Origin of the sequence: Streptomyces sp. NPDC018045, from assembly GCF_044327445.1 — a bacterium.
Lineage (GTDB): Bacteria > Actinomycetota > Actinomycetes > Streptomycetales > Streptomycetaceae > Streptomyces.
Window position 1 is genome coordinate 84,588 of sequence record NZ_JBIRFL010000003.1, and the last position, 19,022, is coordinate 103,609.

Here is a 19,022-nt window from a genome sequence, read left to right on the forward strand (position 1 = left end):
CGCGGCACTCAGATTTCGTGCTCGATTGAACGACTGGGGCCGACCCCAGCACATCACATTACGCACTTACTCCGTCACCCTTCGTCGTGAATTCGCGAGGGTTCCGGCCATGAACGACGAACTGGAGGGGAACATTCAGCCCGGTCGTGCGGGTGATGCGGAGCGGGTGCCGACAACAGGCGCACTCGGCTCCTTCATGCCCCCGAATGCGCCCCCGTACGCTCCCTACGCGCCCTTGGCGCCCCTCACACGAGCCGTACCGGCTTCTCGGGCCGCACCCCGACCGCACCGAGCCACTCGCCCAGCGGCCCGGCGTCACCGTCGTCGACGAGCCGGAGCACCGGGTGGCCCAGGTCCGACCGGCGCGCCCCGTCGACCAGCAGCACCGGACCGTCGAGCCAGTCCAGGCCGGGGGCGGCGCCGGCGGTGTCCACGGCGGCGCAGCACACCATCGCGGTCACGTGGTCGGCAAGCAGCTCGCGGCCCGTGCGCGGGGGCTGCATGGGGAACAGCGGGAGCCCGTCGGCGAGCCCGTCGCCCCAGGACACACCGGCGTCCGGGCCGTCGGGCGCGGGCGCGCGCGCCGCCTGGCGCTCCGCCTCCGCACGCTCCTCGCGCGCCAGCTCGGCACCGAGCCGGGCGGCGACGAGGTCGCCCGCGCGCTCGTCCGCCAGCAGTCGTTCGATGACCCGTATCAGCGTCGGCGCGCTGCTCTCCGGGCCGGGGTCGGCGAAGCGGGGGGACGGCTGCGGCTTCGGCTGCCGCTCCGGCTCCCGCTCGGCCCGCGCCTCCTTTCGCTCACCCGGCATCGGGGACTGCGGCGCCGGGGCCTGCGGCATCGGGCGGGGTATGCGGCACTCGGGCGGGGCGGCCCGCTCCGGCGCCGCCGGGGGGCGCGGTGGCCGCGCGCCGTCGCCGGGGACCGACGGGAGGGCGTCCAGCACCCGGTGCAGCCGGGCCGCTTCCTGCCGCCACTTGCGGTCCACGACCTCCTCCGGATACTGCTGCCAGCCGACCGGGGACCAGTCGGGCCCCGGCTCGGCCGGGCCGCCGTGGAAGAGGCGGGCGGCGAGCAGGGAGGCGGCGCGGTCCACGGCGCCGGGCTCCTCCAGGAGGTCGCACGCCGGGCGCTCGCCCAGGCGGGAGGTGAAACCTTCGGCCAGACGGTCGCGGCGGGAGAGCTCGGTGAGCGCGGAGACCACCCCGGCGTCCAGCCGGGAGGGCCAGCGGCCCATGCGCCAGGCGGGCAGCGCGACCCGGGTCAGCAGCCGGTCCCAGCCCGCGTACGCGAGCCCGACCTGCTCCTGGGCGACGATCCGCAGGCCGTAGTCGACGCTCTGGGCGCGCTCGGACGCGGCGGCGGCCACGCACCGCTCCATTTCCAGGGCGTGCTCGCGGCAGGCCCGCAGCAGCAGCCGCGCGGCCCAGCCGACGAACGCCGGCGCCGGTGCGGCCAGGGGGCTCCTGCCGCGCGCGGAGACCGCCACCGCGGCGTCCAGGCCCCGTACGAAGCGGCGGGCCGCGGCTATGTCCGGGTTGGCGGAGGGACCCGTGCCGGCCACGACGGGCGCCAGCAGCGCCCGCAGCTCGGCGACCCGCATCCACCACATGAACGGGGAGCCGATCACCAGGACCGGCGCCTGCACGGCGCGCGTCCCGTCACCCGCTCCCGCTCCCCGACCGCGTGCGGCCCGGCCGCGCGCCGGAGTGTGCGCGCGGTGCGTACGGTCCTCCAGCCAACTGTCGCAGTCGGGCGTCAGGGCTATCGCGGACGGCGCGGGCACCTCCAGCCGGTCGGCCAGGTCCCGCACCAGGCGGTACAGGTCGGGGGCCGAGGACTCCGCTATGGGGACCGAGGGGCTCAGCGCGGGCCGGGCCCGGACGATGACGGCCGTGACCAGCGCCGCCAGCAGCAGCACGACCAGCGCGATACCCGTCACGGCCCAGCGCGCCGTGTCCCAGCCGCTGGAACTCGTGACCGGGTCGGCGCGGCCGATCCGGCCGGTGAGGCCACCGACGAGCAGCACCACGGCCACCGCCGCGGGCACCAGGGCCACGCCCAGCGCCGCGCCGCGGATCCGCAGCACCGCGAGCGCGCGGGCGCGCGCCGCCTCTGCTCCTGCTTCCGGACCTGCCACCAGCCTGTACACCCCCTGCTGCCCTGACCAACGGGACGACGAGAACACGGGACGACGAGAGCGGGGCAACGGTGCCGGGGCCGTGGACGGCTTCGGCGGCGTTGCTCACTCTCCACCACTGTGGCACCGGCCACCGACATCGCAATGCCGGTGAGCCACTTGCCGGACGCCGCCGTGACAGCCGTGCCGCCGGGCGGCACGGGCGCCACACGACGCTTGCCGGGAACCCTAGTTGGGGCTCCCCGCCCCGTCAGCCGGATGGCGGCGCGGTCACTCGATGGAATGGCTTTGGGTAAAGCCGGGAGCCTTTTCCCGGCCACATCCGTCCCGGCCGCCCGGAAAACGGGGCGAAACGGGCGCGGCCCGGGACCGGACCGGTCAGGAACCGGCCCCGGCGGCATCCGCCCCCGGGCAGGCCCGGGGGCGGATCGAGCCGGGGACGGACCGGCCGCTCAGCTCTCCCCCGCCGCGCGCGCCGCGATGTCCGTACGGTGGTGCGAACCGTCCAGCGTGATCCGGCCGAGCGCCCGGTAGGCACGCTCCCGCGCCGCGGTCAGATCGGTGCCGGTGGCCGTCACGGACAGCACCCGGCCGCCCGCGCTGACGACCTCACCGGTGGCGGCGTCCTTCTTCGTGCCCGCGTGCAGGACGTACGCGCCGGGCGCGTCCTTCTCCGCGACCTCGGTCAGGCCGCCGATCGGGTCACCCGTGCGCGGCGTGCCGGGGTAGTTGTGCGCGGCCACCACGACCGTCACCGCGGCGTCGTCGCTCCAGCGCAGCGGCGGCAGCGCGGCGAGCGTGCCGGTCGCCGCGGCGCGCAGCAGGGCGGACAGCGGGGTACGCAGCCGGGCCAGCACGACCTGGGTCTCCGGGTCGCCGAAGCGGGCGTTGAACTCGATGACGCGCACCCCGCGCGAGGTGATCGCCAGGCCCGCGTACAGCAGCCCGGAGAAGGGCGTGCCGCGGCGGCGCAGTTCGTCGACGGTGGGCTGCAGCACGGTCCGCTGCACCTCGTCGACCAGCTTGGGGTCGGCCCAGGGCAGCGGGCTGTAGGCGCCCATGCCGCCGGTGTTCGGGCCCTGGTCGGCGTCGTGGGCGCGCTTGAAGTCCTGGGCGGGCTGGAGCGGCACGACGGTCTCGCCGTCGGTGACGGCGAACAGGGAGACCTCGGGGCCGTCGAGGAACTCCTCGATGACGACGCGGCCGCAGGCCAGCGCGTGCGCGCGAGCGGCCTCGACGTCCTCGGTGACCACGACGCCCTTGCCGGCGGCCAGGCCGTCGTCCTTGACCACGTACGGCGCGCCGAACGCGTCCAGCGCCGCGTCGATCTCGGCGGGGGTGGTGCACAGATAGCTGCGGGCGGTGGGCACCCCGGCGGCGGCCATCACGTCCTTGGCGAACGCCTTGGAGCCTTCCAGCTCGGCCGCCTGCGCGGACGGGCCGAAGACCGGGATGCCGCGCTCGCGGACGGCGTCGGCGACACCGGCGACCAGCGGCGCTTCGGGACCGACGATCACCAGCTCCACTGCCAGGCGCTGCGCCAGGTCTGCCACGGCCGCGCCGTCGACGGCATCGACGGTGTGCAGCTCGGCCACCTCCGCGATGCCGGCGTTGCCGGGGGCGCAGTGCAGCGCGGTGACGTCGGGGTCGAGGGACAGGGAGCGGCACAGGGCGTGTTCGCGGGCGCCGCCGCCGATGACGAGGACCTTCACGTGAGCAGCCTAGTCGTCGCGGGCGCCGGTGCGGGGCGGCGCCCCCGCGGGCCCCGTGCGGCCGGGCGGGACGCGGGGACGAGTGGGGCGGAAGCCGGGGAAACCGTACGAGGACGGGCAGTGGCCACTCTTTCGAGTGAGAGCGGGCATGGCCCTATACCTGATTCCGCACCACTTCCGGGCGGAAATAAAGCGATCTTGGGGGCGAGGCCCACCGTTCGGCGGTAGGAAGGTGGATGCGCACCGGCCGTCTCGTACGTACCGCGCGCATCGCACGTATCTGCATGAGGGAGTGCACGGGTGAGTCAGCCGGAGATGCAGCCCGAGGGACTCCCTCGGGAGGAGCGCGGGCTCGGGGGCGGCCGCGGCGACCTGGGGAGCCGCCCCTTCCCGCTCGGGGACTGGGGCGAGCCGGCTGAGCGCCTCGACGAGCTGTACCACTGGGTCGAGCAGGGCGCCCTGCGGGCCGCCTCCTGGTACCTGCACGACCGGGTGGCCAAACGGCGCGGTGCGCGGGCGCTGCGCCTGGGGGCGGCGGCCGGTGTGGCGTCGGGCGGCCTGATGCCGCTGCTCGACCTGACCGGGGTGGCACCCGGGGGCGCGAAGTGGGGGTACCTGGCGCTGCTGGTGGCGGCGGCGTGCGTCGCCGGCGACCGGTTCTTCGGGGTGACCGCGGGCTGGATGCGGGACATGGCGACCGCGCAGGCGGTGCAACGGCGGCTGGAGGCGCTCCAGTTCGACTGGGCCTCGGAGAACGTCCGTGAGGTGCTCGGCCCGACGGAGGGCACCGCGGGCGAGGCGGCGGAGCGCTGCCTGGGCGTGCTGCGCCGGTTCAACGAGGACATCGCGGAGCTGGTGCGGGCCGAGACCGCCGACTGGATGGCCCAGTTCCGTCCGGGCCCGCTGCCGCCGGCCGCGCGGGCGACGGCGCAGTGGGGGCAGCAGCGTCCGGAGCCCGGCGGTGCGCAACCTGGCCGGATCACGCTCCCGCCGGGCACCCGTCCGAACATGCCGCGGCAGCGGCCGCCCGAGTCACCGCGCTGAGAGCCTGCGGCCGGCCCCGGCCGGGGTGAGGAGACGCAGATTCCGAGGCGCACGCCCGCGCGCGGGACGCCGAGCGGGCCCACCGGGCCGTACGCGCCGGTGCGCCGCGTGCCGTACGCGCGCGCCGAGGGGGAAGGTCCGGAGGAACCGGCGGCGGCGTGGCCGGGCCGGCCGGCGCCGTCAACTGAAGACGATCATCGATCCTTGGCCCAGGCTGCGGGTCGCCGCGGCGTGCAGCCCCAGCCAGACGTGCCGCTCCCGCGCGAACGGGCTGTCGTCGAGGGGCAGCCCCGCCACCCGTTCCTCCAGCGTGGTGGGCCGCGCGGGCGCTTGCGGCGCGGCCGGCGGATTGGCCGGATCGATACCGATGGACGGCGCGACCTTTTCGAGGTCGCGCAGCAGGCCGTGCGCGGAGCCCAGCGGCCCGCCGCCCTCCAGCAGTTCGTCGGTGGCCAGCGGGTGCGGGAAGTCGACCGGGACGTACGCCCCGGCGTGGTCGTAGTGCCAGACCAGGTGGGACTCCTGCGCCGTGGTCTCGAACATCTCCAGCAACTGTTCGTAGTCCCCGCCCAGTTCGTCCACGGGTGTCACCTCCAGCCCGCACATCCGCAGCAGGTACGCGCGCCGCAGGAAGTGCAGCGCGTCGTAGTCGAAGCCCGCCACCGGGGCGACGTCCCCCGACAGGCCGGGCATGTAGCTGAAGACGGGGACGGGCGGCAGTCCCGCTTCCGTGAGGGCCTGGTCGTAGGCGGCGATCTCTTCGGAGAAGGGGTTGTCGGGGCTGTGGCACAGCACATCGACAAGGGGGACCAGCCACAGGTCACATGCCACGGGATGAGGCTCGCTTCCGGTCGGGTGGGGGGCGGTCGGGACAGCGTAGTGCTAGCCGGGGCCACCGACGAGGGCGAGGGAGTGCTCGTTGTACTCGCGCACCAGCCGCTGTGCCTCGGCCAGATCGTGCCGGACGACGGCGCCGACCAGGTCGCGGTGGCCGTGCCACAGCCGGCCGCGCAGGTCCGTCTCGCGCCGCAGCAGCGGCACGGCGAAGACCCAGCTCTGGACACGCACCCGGTCCAGGAAGTCACTGATGTACGGGTTTCCCACCAGACTGCCCAGTTCGCGCCAGAAGCGCAGGTCGTACCCGATCAGTACGTCCAAGTCCCCGGCCCGCGCGGCCCGTTCGGCCTCCTCGGCGCGGCGCCTGATGGACATCATCACGGCGGGGGACGCGGTTCTCAGCGCCCGCTCCGCGCGGGTGCGGAAGATGCCCTCGACGATCAGGGTGCGGGCCTCGACCATCTCCCGGTAGTCGGCGGCCGTGAAGGCGTGCACGCGGAAACCGCGGTGCTGCTCGACGTCGAGGAGGCCCTGGGCGCACAGGTCGAGCAGCGCCTCCCGCACGGGCGTCGCGGAGACCCCGTACTGCTCGGCGATCTCCTTGACCGTGAACTGGTCTCCGCAGGGCAGCCGTCCGGCCAGCACCTCGTCGCGCAGCGCGTCGGCGATCTGCTGGCGCAGGGTGTTGCGCCGTATGACTCCGCTGCCTGGGCCGGCGGGCATCGTGTCCGTCTCCTTCGGCGGCCGCGAGGGCCCGGGGGCCCGTACGACCGCATGGTCCGTAGACCGCGCAAGGAGAGCGGCCCTCGCCCTCACGATAGGCGAGGGGGACGGGCGGGGCGACGGTGGCGCGGGGACCGGCCGGGGCGGCAGGGGCCGCCGGGCCGGGCCGTGACCGGGTGCCGCGGCCCCGCGCCCGGGCTGCCGCCACCGGGCTCCGGGACGCCGCCGGACCCGCCCGTCATCGGCTCCGGGGCCCCCGCGCCCGGCCTCAGCGCGTGTGTCCGAAACCCGGCCGGGCGCGGGACGCAGGCCCTCAGCGCGTGTGCGCGTCGGCCACCGACAGGGCCGCGTCCAGGGCCGCCAGGCCCTCCTTGGCCTCGGCCTCCGTGACGGTGCAGGGCGGCACGACGTGGGTGCGGTTCATGTTCACGAAGGGCCACAGGCCGCCGCGCTTGCAGGCCGCCGCGAACTCCGCCATCGGGGCGTTGGCCGCGCCCGACGCGTTGTACGGCACGAGCGGCTCGCGCGTCTCCTTGTCCTTGACCAGTTCCAGCGCCCAGAAGACGCCCAGACCGCGCACCTCGCCGACCGAGGGGTGCCGCTCCGCGAGGGCGCGCAGCTTCGGCCCGATGACCTTCTCGCCGATCTCCGCGGCGTTCTCCACGATCTTCTCCTCGGCCATCGCGTTGATCGTGGCGACGGCGGAGGCGCAGGCCAGCGGGTGGCCGGAGTAGGTCAGGCCGCCCGGGTAGGGGCGCTGGTCGAAGGTGGCGGCGATCTCGGCGGAGAGGGCGACGCCGCCCAGCGGGACGTAACCGGAGTTCACGCCCTTGGCGAAGGTCAGCAGGTCCGGCGTGACACCGAAGTGGTCGGCGGCGAACCAGCGGCCCGTACGGCCGAAGCCCGCCATGACCTCGTCCAGGATGAAGACGATGCCGTACCGGTCGCAGATCTCGCGGACGCCGGCCAGGTAGCCGGGCGGGGGGACCATGATCCCGGCGGTGCCCGGCACGGTCTCCAGGATGACGGCGGCGACCGACTGCGGCCCCTCGAAGGCGATGGTGTCCTCCAGGTGCGCGAGGGCGCGCTCGCACTCCTGGGCCTCGCTCTCCGCGTGGAAGGGCGAGCGGTAGCGGAACGGGCCCCAGAAGTGCACCACACCGGCCGAGGCGGTGTCCGAGGGCCAGCGGCGCGGGTCACCGGTCAGGTTGATCGCGGCGGCGGTGGCGCCGTGGTACGAGCGGTAGGTGGACAGGACCTTGGCCCGGCCGGTGTGCAGCCGGGCCATCCGGACCGCGTTCTCCACGGCCTCCGCGCCGCCGTTGGTGAAGAAGATCTTGTCGAGGTCGCCGGGGGTGCGCTCGGCGACCAGGCGGGCGGCCTCGGCGCGGACGTCCACGGCGAAGCCCGGCGCGAGGGTGCACAGCTTGCCGGCCTGCTCCTGGATCGCGGCGACGACCTTCGGGTGCTGATGGCCGATGTTGGTGTTGACCAACTGGGAGGAGAAGTCGAGGTAGCGGTTGCCGTCGTAGTCCCAGAAGTACGCGCCCTCGGCCCCGGCGACCGGCATCGGGTCGATCAGGCCCTGCGCTGACCAGGAGTGGAAGACGTGCGCGCGGTCGGTGGCCTGTACCGCCGCGCCGGCTGCCGGGTCGGGTTGCGTCGTGGTCACGGTCACTACCTCGGATCGCTCGGGCCCGCCAAGGGCACGGTACGGCGGACGCCCTCAGCCTAGGGACCGGCGTACGGCGCGAGGTACCGACACTGTGTATGGCGCTCACGACGGGCGCGGACAGTCTGTCGGTGGGGCTGTAGGAAGCTCCAGGGCCACGGCGCGACGCGGTGGCCCGGACGGGCGGCCCGGGCCGACGGCTCAGACGGGCGGCTCAGTCGTCATCGTCGTCCTCCGGGGCCGAGGCCGCCCGGGGGCGGCCGTCCGCCGCGCAGTGGAGCGTGTACGCGTGGTCGTCGCCGACGTGGTCGTCGAGCGGCTCGAACTCGATCGCGGCGGTGGCGGCCGGCCCGCGCCGTACGTCGTCCGCGCGGTAGCCGGTGGCCGGGCTCCAGACCGTCAGGTAGACGCGGCCGTCCGTACGGCACTCGGCGGTGGCGCTGCCCCCGGCCAGACGGACCGTTCCGCCGCCGTCGGGCCGGGCCGGCGGGGAGCCGGAGGCGGTGCCGGGCGGGGCGCCCGACGGGGAACCGGACGGCGGGCCGGTCGCGGCGGCGCCGGAGGACGACCCCGGTCCGGGCTTCGGGGAGGCCGGGTCCGGCGAGGCGGCGCGGGCCGCGGCGAGCTTGTCCCGTACGCCTCCGTCGTCCAGCGGGAGCGCCCGCGCGTTGCGCCCGCCGGTGTCGGCGCTCGCCAGCGACCAGGCGCCCAGGCCGCCCGCCGCGGCCACCGCACACACCCAGGCCGCCGTCGCCGCCACACTGCGCCACGCCATCGCGCCGTCCTTCCGTCTGCCGTACGGCCCGCAGGGCCCGTACGGCCGGTGTCACCGTCGCGGCCAGCCTCCCGCACCCTTTCCTAACGTCCGGTTAAGGCGCGGGCAAACCCCTGGCCCGGCACGTGCCGACCGCTCGCGGCGTCTCCCGTCGCGGTGGCGTGCCTGGTTACGGTGAGGGGCATGTCCCATCTCCTCGTCGTCGAGGACGACCCCCAGTTGCGCGGCGCGCTGCTGCGCGCGCTGCGCGACCGCGGGCACGCCGTGGCCACCGCGGCGACCGGCATGTCCGGCCTGGACGCCGCCGTGACGGACCGCCCGGACCTCGTCGTCCTGGACCTCGGACTGCCGGACGTGGACGGCGCGCAGGTGCTGCGGATGCTGCGGGCCGTCAGCGACGTACCGGTGATCGTCGCCACCGCGCGCGACGAGGAGCCGGACATGGTCGCGGTCCTCGGGGACGGTGCCGACGACTACATCGTCAAACCCTTCGGGGCCGCCCAGTTGGACGCGCGCATCAAGGCCGTGCTGCGCCGCCTCGGCACCGCCGGGCCGGAACCCGCGCTGCGCGTCGGCGGCCTGCGCGTGGACGTGGCCGCGCGCGAGGTGTCCCTGGACGGCGAACCGCTCGACCTGACGCCGCGTGAGTTCGACCTGCTCACCTACCTGGCGCGCCGCGCGGGGCAGGTGATCTCCCGGCGGGAGCTGCTGGCGGAGGTGTGGCAGCAGCCGCTGGGCGGCGCGGACAAGACGGTGGACGTCCACCTGTCGTGGCTGCGGCGGAAACTGGGCGAGACGGCCCAGCGGCCGCGCTACCTGCACACGGTCCGTACGGTCGGGGTCAAACTGGCGGCGCCGGAGGGCGCACCCGGCCCGGACACCGTGCCGGACGGGCCCGGCCCCACCCCGCCCCGTGAGCCGTAGCCGTGCGCCGCAGCCTGCTCCTCCTCACCGCCGCGACCACCGCGCTGGTCCTCGCCGCCCTGCTGGTCCCGCTCTCCCTGCTCACCCGCAGCCACGCCGCCGACCGGGCCACCGCCGACGCCACCTCACGCGCGCACTCACTGGCCACCGGTGTCGGCCAGGCGCTGGCCGGCGCGCGGGGCGGCGGGTCCGGCGGGGGCCCGGACGCGCGCCGGGCCGCCGCGGGCATCGTCGACTCCGCCAACGGCCCCGGCCTGCCCCGCACCTCGGTCGTGCTCGCCGACGGCACCGTGCTCGGGCCCGCCGCGCCCATCACCGACGCGGTCCGGCTGGCCCGTTACGGCCGGGCGTTCACCTACGAGCCGCCCGCGGGGGGCCGTACCGTCCTGGTGCCGGTGCAGGGCGTGGCGGGCGGCACCGCCGTGGTCCTCGTCGCCCTGTCGGAGGGCCAGTTGTACGCGGGCACGCTGGCCTCGTCGCTGGAGATCGCCGGGATCGGCGTGGCGCTGGTCCTGCTCGGGCTGCTGGTCGCCGACCGGCTCGGTGCCCGCCTGGTCGGCTCGGCGCGCCGGCTGTCCCAGGTCGCCGACCGGCTGGCCGCGGGCGACCTGGCGGCGCGCGCCGCACCGTCCGGGCCGCCCGAGCTGCGCGCGGTGGCGCGCGAGGTGAACCGCCTGGCGGACCGTATCGACGGCTTCCTGACCGCCGAACGGGAGAACGCGGCCGATCTCGCGCACCGGCTGCGCACCCCCGTCGCCGCGCTGCGCCTGGACGCGGAGGGGCTGCGCGACCCGGCGGAGGCGGAGCGGATCGCGGCGGACGTCGCGGCGCTGGAACGCAGCGTCGACGCCGTCATCCGTACGGCACGCGAGCCGCTGCGCGCGGCGCGGCGGGGCACGGCGGAACCGGGCCGGGCGGGCCCGGCGCCGGGGGCCCGCCCGCAGCACTCCCCGCGCGCCGACCTGGCCGCCGTGGCCCGTGAACGCGCTGATTTCTGGCACCCGCTGGCCGAGGACCAGGGCCGCGAGCTGGGCTTCGAGGCCCCGGCCGGCCCGGTCGCCGTACGGGCCGACGCGGCGGGGCTCGCCGCGGCCGTGGACGCCCTGATCGGCAACGTCCTCGACCACACCCCGGACGGCGCGGGGCTGCGCATCACGGTCGCCCGCGAGGTCACCGGCGGCTGTCGGCTCACCGTCGAGGACGACGGCCCCGGCTTTCCCGCCGGGCACGTCCCGGAGCGCGGCCGCAGCGGCGGCGGCTCGACAGGGCTGGGTCTGGACATCGTGCGCCGGGCGGCGGAGGAGTCGGGCGGCTCGCTGGAGTGCGGTTCGGCGGCCGGGGGCGGCGCGCGGGTCACGGCCCGCTTCGGCCCGGCCGGCACCGGACGACGCACCTGACGGTCGCCGGCTCGCCGGGCCCGCACGCGCTCCGCCCGGGCCGCGCCGCCTACGCCGCCGCCCGCGGGAACGCCGCCCGTACCGCCCGCCGCCACTGGTTGGCCGTCAGCCCGGGCCGCAGCGCCGCCATCGCCCCGCAGTACTTGGTGAACTCGGCGGCGCGCAGCCCGTACGTGTGCAGCAGCCGGTCCGCGTCCGTGAGATGGCCGGTGACCGATGTCTTGGTCTCGACCAGGACCAGGCCGCCGTCGGCCCGTACGCTGCGGCCGGTGCCCGCGTCCCGGCAGACCAGGTCCGCGTCGCAGGTGATGCGCTGCTCGTCGGCGACGAAGGTGGCGCGCCGGTAGTCGGTCACCAGGGACGGCACCAGTTCCTGGGGCGCGGCGATGCCGTACGTGCCGTGCAGGACGGAGGCCAGGAAGCCGCGCGGGCCGCGTCCGAGCGTCGCCTCCCCGGGCAGCAGCGGCTGCCGCCGCTTGAGCGTCTCACCGCGCCGCCCCTTGAGCTTGATCTCGAACTGCCGCTCCCCGGAGTCCTCGTAGAGCCGCTCGCGGATCTTGTAGCGGTGGCGGCGGCCCTGCCGGTGGTCGTGGAAGGCCCGCAGGTCGGGGGTGTCGTAGTAGACGGAGTGGTAGCCGAACCAGCGGCGGCCGTTGATGCACAGCGCCTGGAACGGGCCGCCCGGCCGCCGCGGATCGGTCAGCCGGGCCGCGAAGTCGGCGAACACCTCGACCGGTACGAGGTAGCTGTGGTCGATGCGGGCCATCAGCTCCGCGCGGGCCTGGAGCTCGGAGAGGGTTATCGGGCGCGCCGCCATGGCGGCGCGGGCGATCGCTCGTACGGCGGGAATCACACGGTCTCCTCGGAAAGGGGACGGGGCCGCGGGTGCGCGGCGGAGCGGGTGATCGTGCGGGACCGGCTGCGGTCGGCGTGCTCTGAGGTCGTACGAGCAGGCTTGCCGAAAGGTTCCGGCAGACGGAAGCGGACGTCCACCACCATCAGGTCCCGGACAAAGTCGACTTCCCTGACCGTCCAGTTGAACGGCTCGCCGCCGAGCCGGCGCGCCAGGTCGGCGCGGAGCACCCGCGGGTCGGTGTGGACGGCGTCGAGGGTGACGACGGTGCGGCAGGTACGGGCCATCAGCCGCGGGTGGTCGGCGCCGTACATGACCAGGAGCAGCAGCCCGGCGAGCGTCGCCGCGACGGCGAAGCCGAGGTGCGGCAGGCCGCACAGCAGGCCGAGGACCAGCGTCGTGAAGTAGTACGCGACCTCCTCGTGCTGGATCGAGTCGGACCGCAGCCGGATGATCGACAGCACTCCGAACAGGCCGAATCCGAGGGCCGTGCCGCCCGCCCCGACCTGGGCCAGCGCCGAGACGACCGCGAACAGCGCGACGTTCAGCGCGAGGTAGGCGGGCACCAGGTCGCGGCGCCGGTGGCGCGGGTAGTAGATGGCGAACGTCAGCACGCTCACCGCGGCGAGGTCGAGCACGAGGTGGGCGGCGAGCTGCCCCAGCGTCTCCATGGCGCGTCTCCTGTCGGTTGCTGATCGGTACGCGTCAGACGCTAGGAACGGACGGGTTAACTCCGCCCCTCCTGGAGGGTTAACGCGCCCGGCCCACCCGGACGGCCGACGCCCCTCGCGCTCGTTGACAGCCTGCTGTCATGGCGACAGGGTGCTGTCAACGGGTCGGCGCGGCACCGCGCGGCGCGGCCCGCCCACCGGGGAGCCACCATGACCTGTACGACCGCGCAGCCCCGCACCGCCGCCCACCCCGCCGCCCACGGCACGCTCGCCGGCCGGGAGCCCGGCCTCGTACAGGCGGCAAAGGGAGCGGCATGACCGGGCCCGCGCCGGAGCCCGGCGCCGCACCGGCGACGGGCCCTGCGGCCGACCCCTCCTCCGCCCACCCCACCGGCCCCGCCCCCGAACTCCTCAGCCGTACCGCCCTCGGCGTCTTCCGCCTCAACGGCCAGGTCCTCGCCGTGTCGGAGCGACTGGCCCGCCCGGCCGGACTGACCACCGCCCGCCGGCAGGTGCTCGGCGCCGTGGCGGGCGGTCCGCTGCCCGTGGCCGGGATCGCGCGGGCGCTGGGCATCACCCGGCAGAGCGTGCAGCGGGTCGCGGACCTGGTGGTGGCGGAGGGGCTGGCCGAGTACCGGCCCAATCCCGCCCACCGGCGGGCCAAGTTGCTCGCGCTCACGGACGACGGTCTGACCGCTTTGCACCGGATCACCCCGGACCACGGCGCGTTCGCGGCCGAGCTGGCCGGACAGCTCGGCGGGACGCCGGGCTTCCGCGCGGTCGTGGAGGCGGTGGAGACGCTGTCGCGGGCGCTCGATAACCTCGGCTACTGAGTTCCCCGAAGTGTGGGCCCGCGCCCGCGTCCTGACGACCGTTCCGAAGCCCGCGCCCGGCCCGGCCGGCCCGACCCACCGCCACTCGCCACGCATCACCCGGCCCGGCCGCGGCCCGTACGGACACCGGGGAACCGAAACGAAACCGGCGGCGTCGTCCAGAACGTTCGCGCCTGCGGCCCCGTCCCCGCAGGGCACGTCCGGGAGCACAGGGCGAACAAGGTGAAAGGGCAAGCGGAACGTGAATGAGCGCGCAGAGCGCGGCCGCCTCGGGCCGCTCGGCCCCCAGGACCCGCCACGGATCGGGGCGTACCGGCTGCTGGGACGGCTGGGCGAGGGCGGTATGGGCCGGGTCTACCTCGCCCGTTCCGACCGCGGCCGCACGGTCGCCGTCAAGCTGGTCAAGACCGAGCTGTCGGGCCAGGACGACTTCCGGGCGCGTTTCCGGCAGGAGGTGCAGGCCGCGCGGCGGGTCGGCGGCGAGTGGACCGCGCCCGTCCTGGACGCCGACACCGAGGCCGAGACACCCTGGGTCGCCACCGGCTACATCGCGGGTCCCTCGCTCCGGCAGGTGATCACCGAGGGCCGTACGCCGCTGCCCGAGCGTTCCGTGCGCATCCTCGCGGGCGGGCTGGCGGGCGCGCTGCGCAGCATCCACGCCGCCGGCATCGTCCACCGCGACCTCAAGCCGTCCAACATCCTGCTCACCATCGACGGCCCCAAGGTCATCGACTTCGGCATCGCGCGGGCGCTGGAGGCGGTGACCGTCGGCGGCGGCCTCACCCGCACCAACCAGGCCGTCGGCTCCCCCGGCTTCATGTCGCCCGAGCAGGTGCGCGGCAGGCCCGTCACGCCCGCCAGCGACGTGTTCTGCCTCGGCTCGGTGCTGATGTTCGCGGCCTCCGGCCGGCTGCCCTTCGGCACGTCCGACAGCGGCGTGCACGCGCTGATGTACCGCATCGCCCAGGAGGACCCGGACCTGACCGGGCTGCCGTACGGGCTGCACAGCCTGGTCGCGGCCTGCCTGGCCAAGGACCCGGCACAGCGCCCGACACCGGAACAGCTCATCGCGTACACCCGCTCCGACGACGACGGCCACGAACCCTGGCTGCCGGGCGCGCTCATCGCCGAGCTGGGGCGGCACGCCGTCGAACTGCTCGACGCGGAGAACCCCAACGGGGCGTCCGAGGACCCCGGCCCGGCCTGGGAGAACGGCTCTTGGAGCCACGCCGACGCGGCCCGGGAGCCGACCCCCACACCCCCTCCGGCGCCTGCCTCGGCGCCCATGCCGCCCCCGGCCTCCGGTCCCGCGACACTGCCGCCGTACGCCGCGGCCGGCACCCCGTCGGCCGTACCGGACGCCACGGTGGCTCCGTCCGCCTCCGCCACCACCCACGGCCGCCGCCGCAAGAGCCCCACGGGCCGCACCGGCCACAGCAACAGCCGCAGCGGCCACTCCGGACACACCAGCCACTCCAGTCACACCGGCCGCGGCCGCGGCCGCGCCACCGGCACCGGCAGTCGGCTCCGGTCCCGCACCGCCGGTCTGGCCGCCGCCGTCGGCCTCGGTCTCGCCACCGCCGGCATCGGCATCGCCTACCTCATCTTCAGCCCGGACGAAGGCGACGGGACCGCCGCGAAGGCCGACGGCGGCACCGTGACCGCGGCGGACGGCAAGGTCGGCAAGGCGGCCGGCAAGGAGCCCGGGGTCATCCCGCAGAAGTTCCTCGGCGACTGGCAGACCAAGCGCGGCAAGGGCGGCAGCGACACCATCCGCTTCACCCTCGCCCAGGGCGCGGTCGGCGACACCGTCCTGGCCATGGAAGCGCGCGGGGCCGGCTACCGCTGCGAGTTCAAGGCCATCCTCATGAACGCCGGACCGCCGCTGCGCATCGGCCCGACCACCGTCGTGGCGGGCCCGGCGACCAGTTGCCAGGCGGGCGCCCCCAGCACCCTGCGTCTCCAGCCCGACGGCAAGCTCCGCCGGATCTTCGACGACGGCAAGCCCACTTACACGTACACGAAGAAGGGCTGATGCCCTCGTGGTCAGCTCCCGGGCCCACCGGTGACGGGCTGCGCCGCCGACGGGGCCCCGCCCCGTGGAACGCGAGAGCCGCGCCCCGCTCCGGAGTGGAGCGGGGCGCGGCTCTCGTACGGCTACCGCCGCGTACGCATCGGACCCGTCAGTCCAGGAACGAATTGACCTGGATCGTCTCGTCCCGGCCCGGGCCGACGCCGATCGCGGAGATCGGCGCGCCGGACATCTCCTCCAGCGCCTTGACGTACGCCTGCGCGTTCTTCGGCAGCTCGGCGAAGGTCTTGGCCTTGGTGATGTCCTCGGACCAGCCCGGCAGGTTCTCGTAGATCGGCTTCGCGTGGTGGAAGTCGGTCTGCGAGTACGGCAGCTCCTCGACGCGCTTGCCGTCGATCTCGTACGCGACACAGACCGGGATCTGCTCCCAGCCGGTGAGCACGTCCAGCTTGGTGAGGAAGAAGTCGGTCAGGCCGTTCACGCGGGTCGCGTAGCGGGCGATGACCGCGTCGAACCAGCCGCAGCGCCGGTCACGGCCGGTGGTCACACCGCGCTCGCCGCCGATGGTGCGCAGCGCCTCGCCGTCCGCGTCGAACAGCTCGGTCGGGAACGGGCCGGCGCCGACGCGGGTCGTGTAGGCCTTGAGGATGCCGATGACCCGGCTGATCTTCGTGGGGCCGACCCCCGCGCCGGTGCAGGCGCCGCCCGCGGTCGGGTTGGAGGAGGTCACGAACGGGTACGTGCCGTGGTCCACGTCGAGCAGCGTGCCCTGGCCGCCCTCGAAGAGCACGACCTTGCCGTCGTCGATCGCGTTGTTCAGCAGGAGGGTGGTGTCGGCCACGTACCCCTTGATCTGGTCCGCGTAGCTGAGCATCTCCTCGACGACCTGCTCGGCGACCACCGCGCGGTGGTTGTAGAGCTTGGCCAGCACCTGGTTCTTGAAGTCGAGGGCCGCCTCGACCTTCTGGTGCAGGATCGACTCGTCGAAGAGGTCCTGGACGCGGATGCCGGTGCGGTTGATCTTGTCGGCGTAGGTCGGGCCGATGCCGCGGCCGGTCGTACCGATCTTCCGCTTGCCGAGGAAACGTTCCGTGACCTTGTCGACCGTGATGTTGTACGGCGTGATCAGATGCGCGTTACCGCTGATCAGCAGCTTGGACGTGTCGACACCACGCTCGTTGAGTCCGCTCAGCTCGGAGAGCAGGACCGCCGGGTCGACGACGACACCGTTGCCGATGACCGGGGTGCACCCCGGCGAGAGGATTCCGGAAGGGAGAAGGTGCAGCGCGTATTTCTGGTCGCCTACGACAACCGTGTGACCGGCGTTGTTGCCGCCCTGGTAACGCACCACATAGTCGACGGACCCACCGAGCAGATCGGTGGCCTTTCCCTTGCCCTCATCACCCCACTGAGCACCGAGCAGCACAAGTGCGGGCACAGGCGTACACCCCTTCCGGGCGGGGCATGTCCAACGTGCGTGAGGCCGTATGCGTGCTGATGTATGCGTACGACATCGCTGAAGCCGTCGAACCGGTGCCCCGGAATAGACGAAGCCCCTGGCGCAATAGCGCAAGGGGCTCTTGCACCGAGATGCTACCTGAGGAAGGACCGAGGTGTCGGCGCAGCCTTCTGGGCACTCTCTCCCGGACGGGGTCCGGGGGCACCCCCTGCTCGTGGTCATCGACCCGGCCGCCCGCAGTACGGACGGGGAATCCGTACGGATCGCCAAGGACGTCCTGTGCGCGGGCGCGGCCGCCAAGATCTGCCTTCCCGACGGCCCCGAGGAGTATGCGCGGGCGCTCGCCCGCCGTGGTCATCGCCGCCCCGTGGTGATCGGCGACGACCACGCCCTGCTGCGCGCCGTGGCGCTGCTGCACAAGGAGCGCGATCTGGCGGGGGTGGCGCTGGCGGTGGTGCCGGTGGGCGCGCCGGGCACGGTGGAGCTGACCCGCGCGCTGGGCGTGCCGACGGACACCGTCGCCGCCGCCCGGGCGGTCCTGGACGGTACGGACCACAGCCTGCACCTGCTCACGGACGACAGCGACGGCATCGTGCTGGGCGGCCTGGACATCCCGTCCGGTACGGAGGCAGGCGGGCGGCTCCGCCACCGGAAACGCTTCGGCAGGCCACGCCTGCCACGGCCCCGCGCCGGCTCGGAAGCGACGGCACACGACACGGCGGCGCACCACACGGCGGCACACGACGCGGCCGGTCCGCCCGCCCCCGGAGCGGGGCCGGGGGCCGACGCCCGGCCGGACCGTCCCGCCGTGTGGTGGCACGCGCCGCTCCGTACGGCCCGCGCGGCGCTGGCGCTGCTGACCGCCCGTACCCGTCCCGCGGCTGCCGGCCGGCCGGTCACCCCCGGCCACCGGCTGCGCGTCGAGGCGGACGGCGTGGTGCTGGCCGACCTGGACCGGCCGGTGCGATGGGTCTCGGTGACGCCCGGCGACAGCGACGACGGCACCGGGCTGGCCGAGGTCGTCGTGCACTGGCAGGAGGCCGAACCGCCGGTACGGGCCCGCGCGCGGGCGGTGACCGTGTCGGGCGCGGACTTCCGCTACCGGGCGGACGTGGTCGTGGGCGGCCCGGTCAGGACCCGTACGTGGACGGTGCACCCGGACGCGTGGCGGCTGACGCTGCCGCACGACTGAGGGGGCGGGGGGGCTGGCCTGGGGGCTGAGCCGAGGCCCGGCCTCAGGGCTGACGCCGGGGCACGGCCGTACGGGCCTCAGCTCCCGTCCCGGACCCGGTCCTCCCGCGTCCGGCCCGCCGCCCCGCCCTGGTCCTCCCGGGCCCGGTCCTCCCCGAACCGCTCCTCCCGGTACTCGCGCCAGCGCTCCAGCAGGGAGACCAGTTCGACCTGCAGGAACTCGAAGAACTCGACGGTCTCGGCGGCCCGGGCGCCGGCCGGCGTGTCGGGACCGAGCGTCTTGACGCCCTCCCGCAGCACCTCTTCCCAGCGCGTCAGCAACCGGTCGCGGTTGCCCAGGGTCTCGTACCAGAGTTCGTTGTGGAGCCGGTAGCGGTCCCGGCGGGTGCCCGGTTCGCGCTCCCTGCGGACCATGCCGACCTGCGTCAGGTAGCGGACCGCGCCGGAGACGGCGGCGGGGCTGATCTGTAGCCGCTCGGACAGGTCGGCGGAGGTGAGGGCGGCGGTGTCGGACGCGAGCAGCGCCGCGAAGACCCGGGAGGCCATCCGCTGCATCCCCGCCTCGGTCATCTCCGCCGCGAAGCGCTCCACGAACCGGGAGACGGCCTCCTCGTCCCGCCCGTGCGCCCCGTCCTGAGACCGGCCCTGGGCCTGTTCCCGGTCCTGCTGACGCCCTGCCTGCTCACTCACCCTCTGATCCTCTCCTCTGCTCCCCCGGGCCGGTGTAACGGCTCCCCCAACTTTATACGGTTTCTTAACTT

At 74.9% G+C, this 19,022-nt stretch carries 16 protein-coding genes; 6 read left to right on the top strand and 10 right to left on the bottom strand.

Features of this window, described 5'->3' with window-relative positions; translation table 11 throughout:
- Positions 1-245 precede the first annotated feature (245 nt).
- A complete protein-coding gene (locus ACH4EB_RS07965; RefSeq protein ID WP_398347044.1) occupies positions 246-2,141 on the bottom strand; it encodes a hypothetical protein in 1,896 nt (631 codons plus the stop codon).
- Between the two features lie 449 nt (positions 2,142-2,590).
- Entirely contained in the window at positions 2,591-3,850 is a 1,260-nt protein-coding gene (purD, locus tag ACH4EB_RS07970; RefSeq protein ID WP_398346530.1) for a phosphoribosylamine--glycine ligase, read from the bottom strand.
- Between the two features lie 300 nt (positions 3,851-4,150).
- Between purD and ACH4EB_RS07975 the strand changes: the two genes are divergently transcribed.
- A complete protein-coding gene (locus ACH4EB_RS07975; protein WP_398346531.1) occupies positions 4,151-4,894 on the top strand; it encodes an SLATT domain-containing protein in 744 nt (247 codons plus the stop codon).
- A 180-nt stretch (positions 4,895-5,074) separates the two neighbouring features.
- Here ACH4EB_RS07975 and ACH4EB_RS07980 read toward each other — a convergent pair whose 3' ends face one another.
- The 4 genes from ACH4EB_RS07980 to ACH4EB_RS07995 form a co-directional block, all read right to left on the bottom strand.
- Positions 5,075-5,725: a hypothetical protein gene (locus ACH4EB_RS07980; protein ID WP_398346532.1), complete on the bottom strand. Its 651-nt coding sequence runs from the start codon at positions 5,723-5,725 to the stop codon at positions 5,075-5,077.
- Positions 5,726-5,776: 51 nt separating this feature from the next.
- Complete coding sequence (locus ACH4EB_RS07985; protein WP_398346533.1) at positions 5,777-6,454, bottom strand: GntR family transcriptional regulator; 678 nt, start codon at positions 6,452-6,454, stop codon at positions 5,777-5,779.
- Positions 6,455-6,767: 313 nt separating this feature from the next.
- Positions 6,768-8,126 carry an aspartate aminotransferase family protein gene (locus tag ACH4EB_RS07990; RefSeq protein ID WP_398346534.1) on the bottom strand — a complete coding sequence of 453 codons (1,359 nt, stop codon included), beginning with the start codon at positions 8,124-8,126 and terminating at the stop codon, positions 6,768-6,770.
- A 214-nt stretch (positions 8,127-8,340) separates the two neighbouring features.
- Positions 8,341-8,901 (bottom strand): hypothetical protein, encoded by a 561-nt coding sequence (locus ACH4EB_RS07995; protein WP_398346535.1) that lies wholly within the window; start codon positions 8,899-8,901, stop codon positions 8,341-8,343.
- 183 nt (positions 8,902-9,084) lie between these two features.
- Here ACH4EB_RS07995 and ACH4EB_RS08000 point away from each other — a divergent pair, with 183 nt between their 5' ends.
- On the top strand, positions 9,085-9,825 hold the full coding sequence (locus ACH4EB_RS08000; protein ID WP_398346536.1) for a response regulator transcription factor: 741 nt from the start codon (positions 9,085-9,087) through the stop codon (positions 9,823-9,825).
- Between the two features lie 2 nt (positions 9,826-9,827).
- Positions 9,828-11,222, top strand: a complete 1,395-nt coding sequence (locus tag ACH4EB_RS08005) for a sensor histidine kinase (RefSeq protein ID WP_398346537.1) — start codon at positions 9,828-9,830, stop codon at positions 11,220-11,222.
- 49 nt (positions 11,223-11,271) lie between these two features.
- Here the strand turns inward: ACH4EB_RS08005 and ACH4EB_RS08010 are convergent, their stop codons facing one another.
- Both ACH4EB_RS08010 and ACH4EB_RS08015 read right to left on the bottom strand, forming a co-directional pair.
- The gene (locus ACH4EB_RS08010; protein WP_398346538.1) at positions 11,272-12,075 is read right to left on the bottom strand and encodes a polyphosphate polymerase domain-containing protein; all 804 of its coding nucleotides are present in this window, start codon (positions 12,073-12,075) and stop codon (positions 11,272-11,274) included.
- Positions 12,072-12,746 (bottom strand): DUF4956 domain-containing protein, encoded by a 675-nt coding sequence (locus tag ACH4EB_RS08015; RefSeq protein WP_398346539.1) that lies wholly within the window; start codon positions 12,744-12,746, stop codon positions 12,072-12,074. Before ACH4EB_RS08015 ends, ACH4EB_RS08010 begins: the two co-directional genes overlap by 4 nt.
- 314 nt (positions 12,747-13,060) lie before the next feature.
- Between ACH4EB_RS08015 and ACH4EB_RS08020 the strand changes: the two genes are divergently transcribed.
- Both ACH4EB_RS08020 and ACH4EB_RS08025 read left to right on the top strand, forming a co-directional pair.
- A complete protein-coding gene (locus tag ACH4EB_RS08020) occupies positions 13,061-13,579 on the top strand; it encodes a MarR family winged helix-turn-helix transcriptional regulator (protein ID WP_398346540.1) in 519 nt (172 codons plus the stop codon).
- A 241-nt stretch (positions 13,580-13,820) separates the two neighbouring features.
- Positions 13,821-15,614, top strand: coding sequence for a serine/threonine-protein kinase (locus ACH4EB_RS08025; protein ID WP_398346541.1), 1,794 nt, complete (start codon positions 13,821-13,823; stop codon positions 15,612-15,614).
- A 148-nt stretch (positions 15,615-15,762) separates the two neighbouring features.
- Here the strand turns inward: ACH4EB_RS08025 and ACH4EB_RS08030 are convergent, their stop codons facing one another.
- Entirely contained in the window at positions 15,763-17,049 is a 1,287-nt protein-coding gene (locus ACH4EB_RS08030) for an adenylosuccinate synthase (RefSeq protein ID WP_073765745.1), read from the bottom strand.
- Between the two features lie 235 nt (positions 17,050-17,284).
- On the opposite strand from ACH4EB_RS08030, the gene ACH4EB_RS08035 reads away from it, so the two are divergent.
- The gene (locus ACH4EB_RS08035; RefSeq protein WP_398346542.1) at positions 17,285-18,262 is read left to right on the top strand and encodes a hypothetical protein; all 978 of its coding nucleotides are present in this window, start codon (positions 17,285-17,287) and stop codon (positions 18,260-18,262) included.
- Between the two features lie 77 nt (positions 18,263-18,339).
- Here ACH4EB_RS08035 and ACH4EB_RS08040 read toward each other — a convergent pair whose 3' ends face one another.
- Positions 18,340-18,831, bottom strand: a complete 492-nt coding sequence (locus tag ACH4EB_RS08040; RefSeq protein ID WP_398347045.1) for a GbsR/MarR family transcriptional regulator — start codon at positions 18,829-18,831, stop codon at positions 18,340-18,342.
- Positions 18,832-19,022: the final 191 nt, after the last annotated feature.

Coding starts and splice junctions, on each gene's coding strand:
- ACH4EB_RS08020 (WP_398346540.1), top strand. CDS start 13,061: ATGACCGGGCCCGCGCCGGAGCCCGGCGCCGCACCGGCGACGGGCCCT.
- ACH4EB_RS08015 (WP_398346539.1), bottom strand. CDS start 12,746: ATGGAGACGCTGGGGCAGCTCGCCGCCCACCTCGTGCTCGACCTCGCC.
- ACH4EB_RS08000 (WP_398346536.1), top strand. CDS start 9,085: ATGTCCCATCTCCTCGTCGTCGAGGACGACCCCCAGTTGCGCGGCGCG.
- ACH4EB_RS07995 (WP_398346535.1), bottom strand. CDS start 8,901: ATGGCGTGGCGCAGTGTGGCGGCGACGGCGGCCTGGGTGTGTGCGGTG.
- ACH4EB_RS07985 (WP_398346533.1), bottom strand. CDS start 6,454: ATGCCCGCCGGCCCAGGCAGCGGAGTCATACGGCGCAACACCCTGCGC.
- ACH4EB_RS08040 (WP_398347045.1), bottom strand. CDS start 18,831: ATGACCGAGGCGGGGATGCAGCGGATGGCCTCCCGGGTCTTCGCGGCG.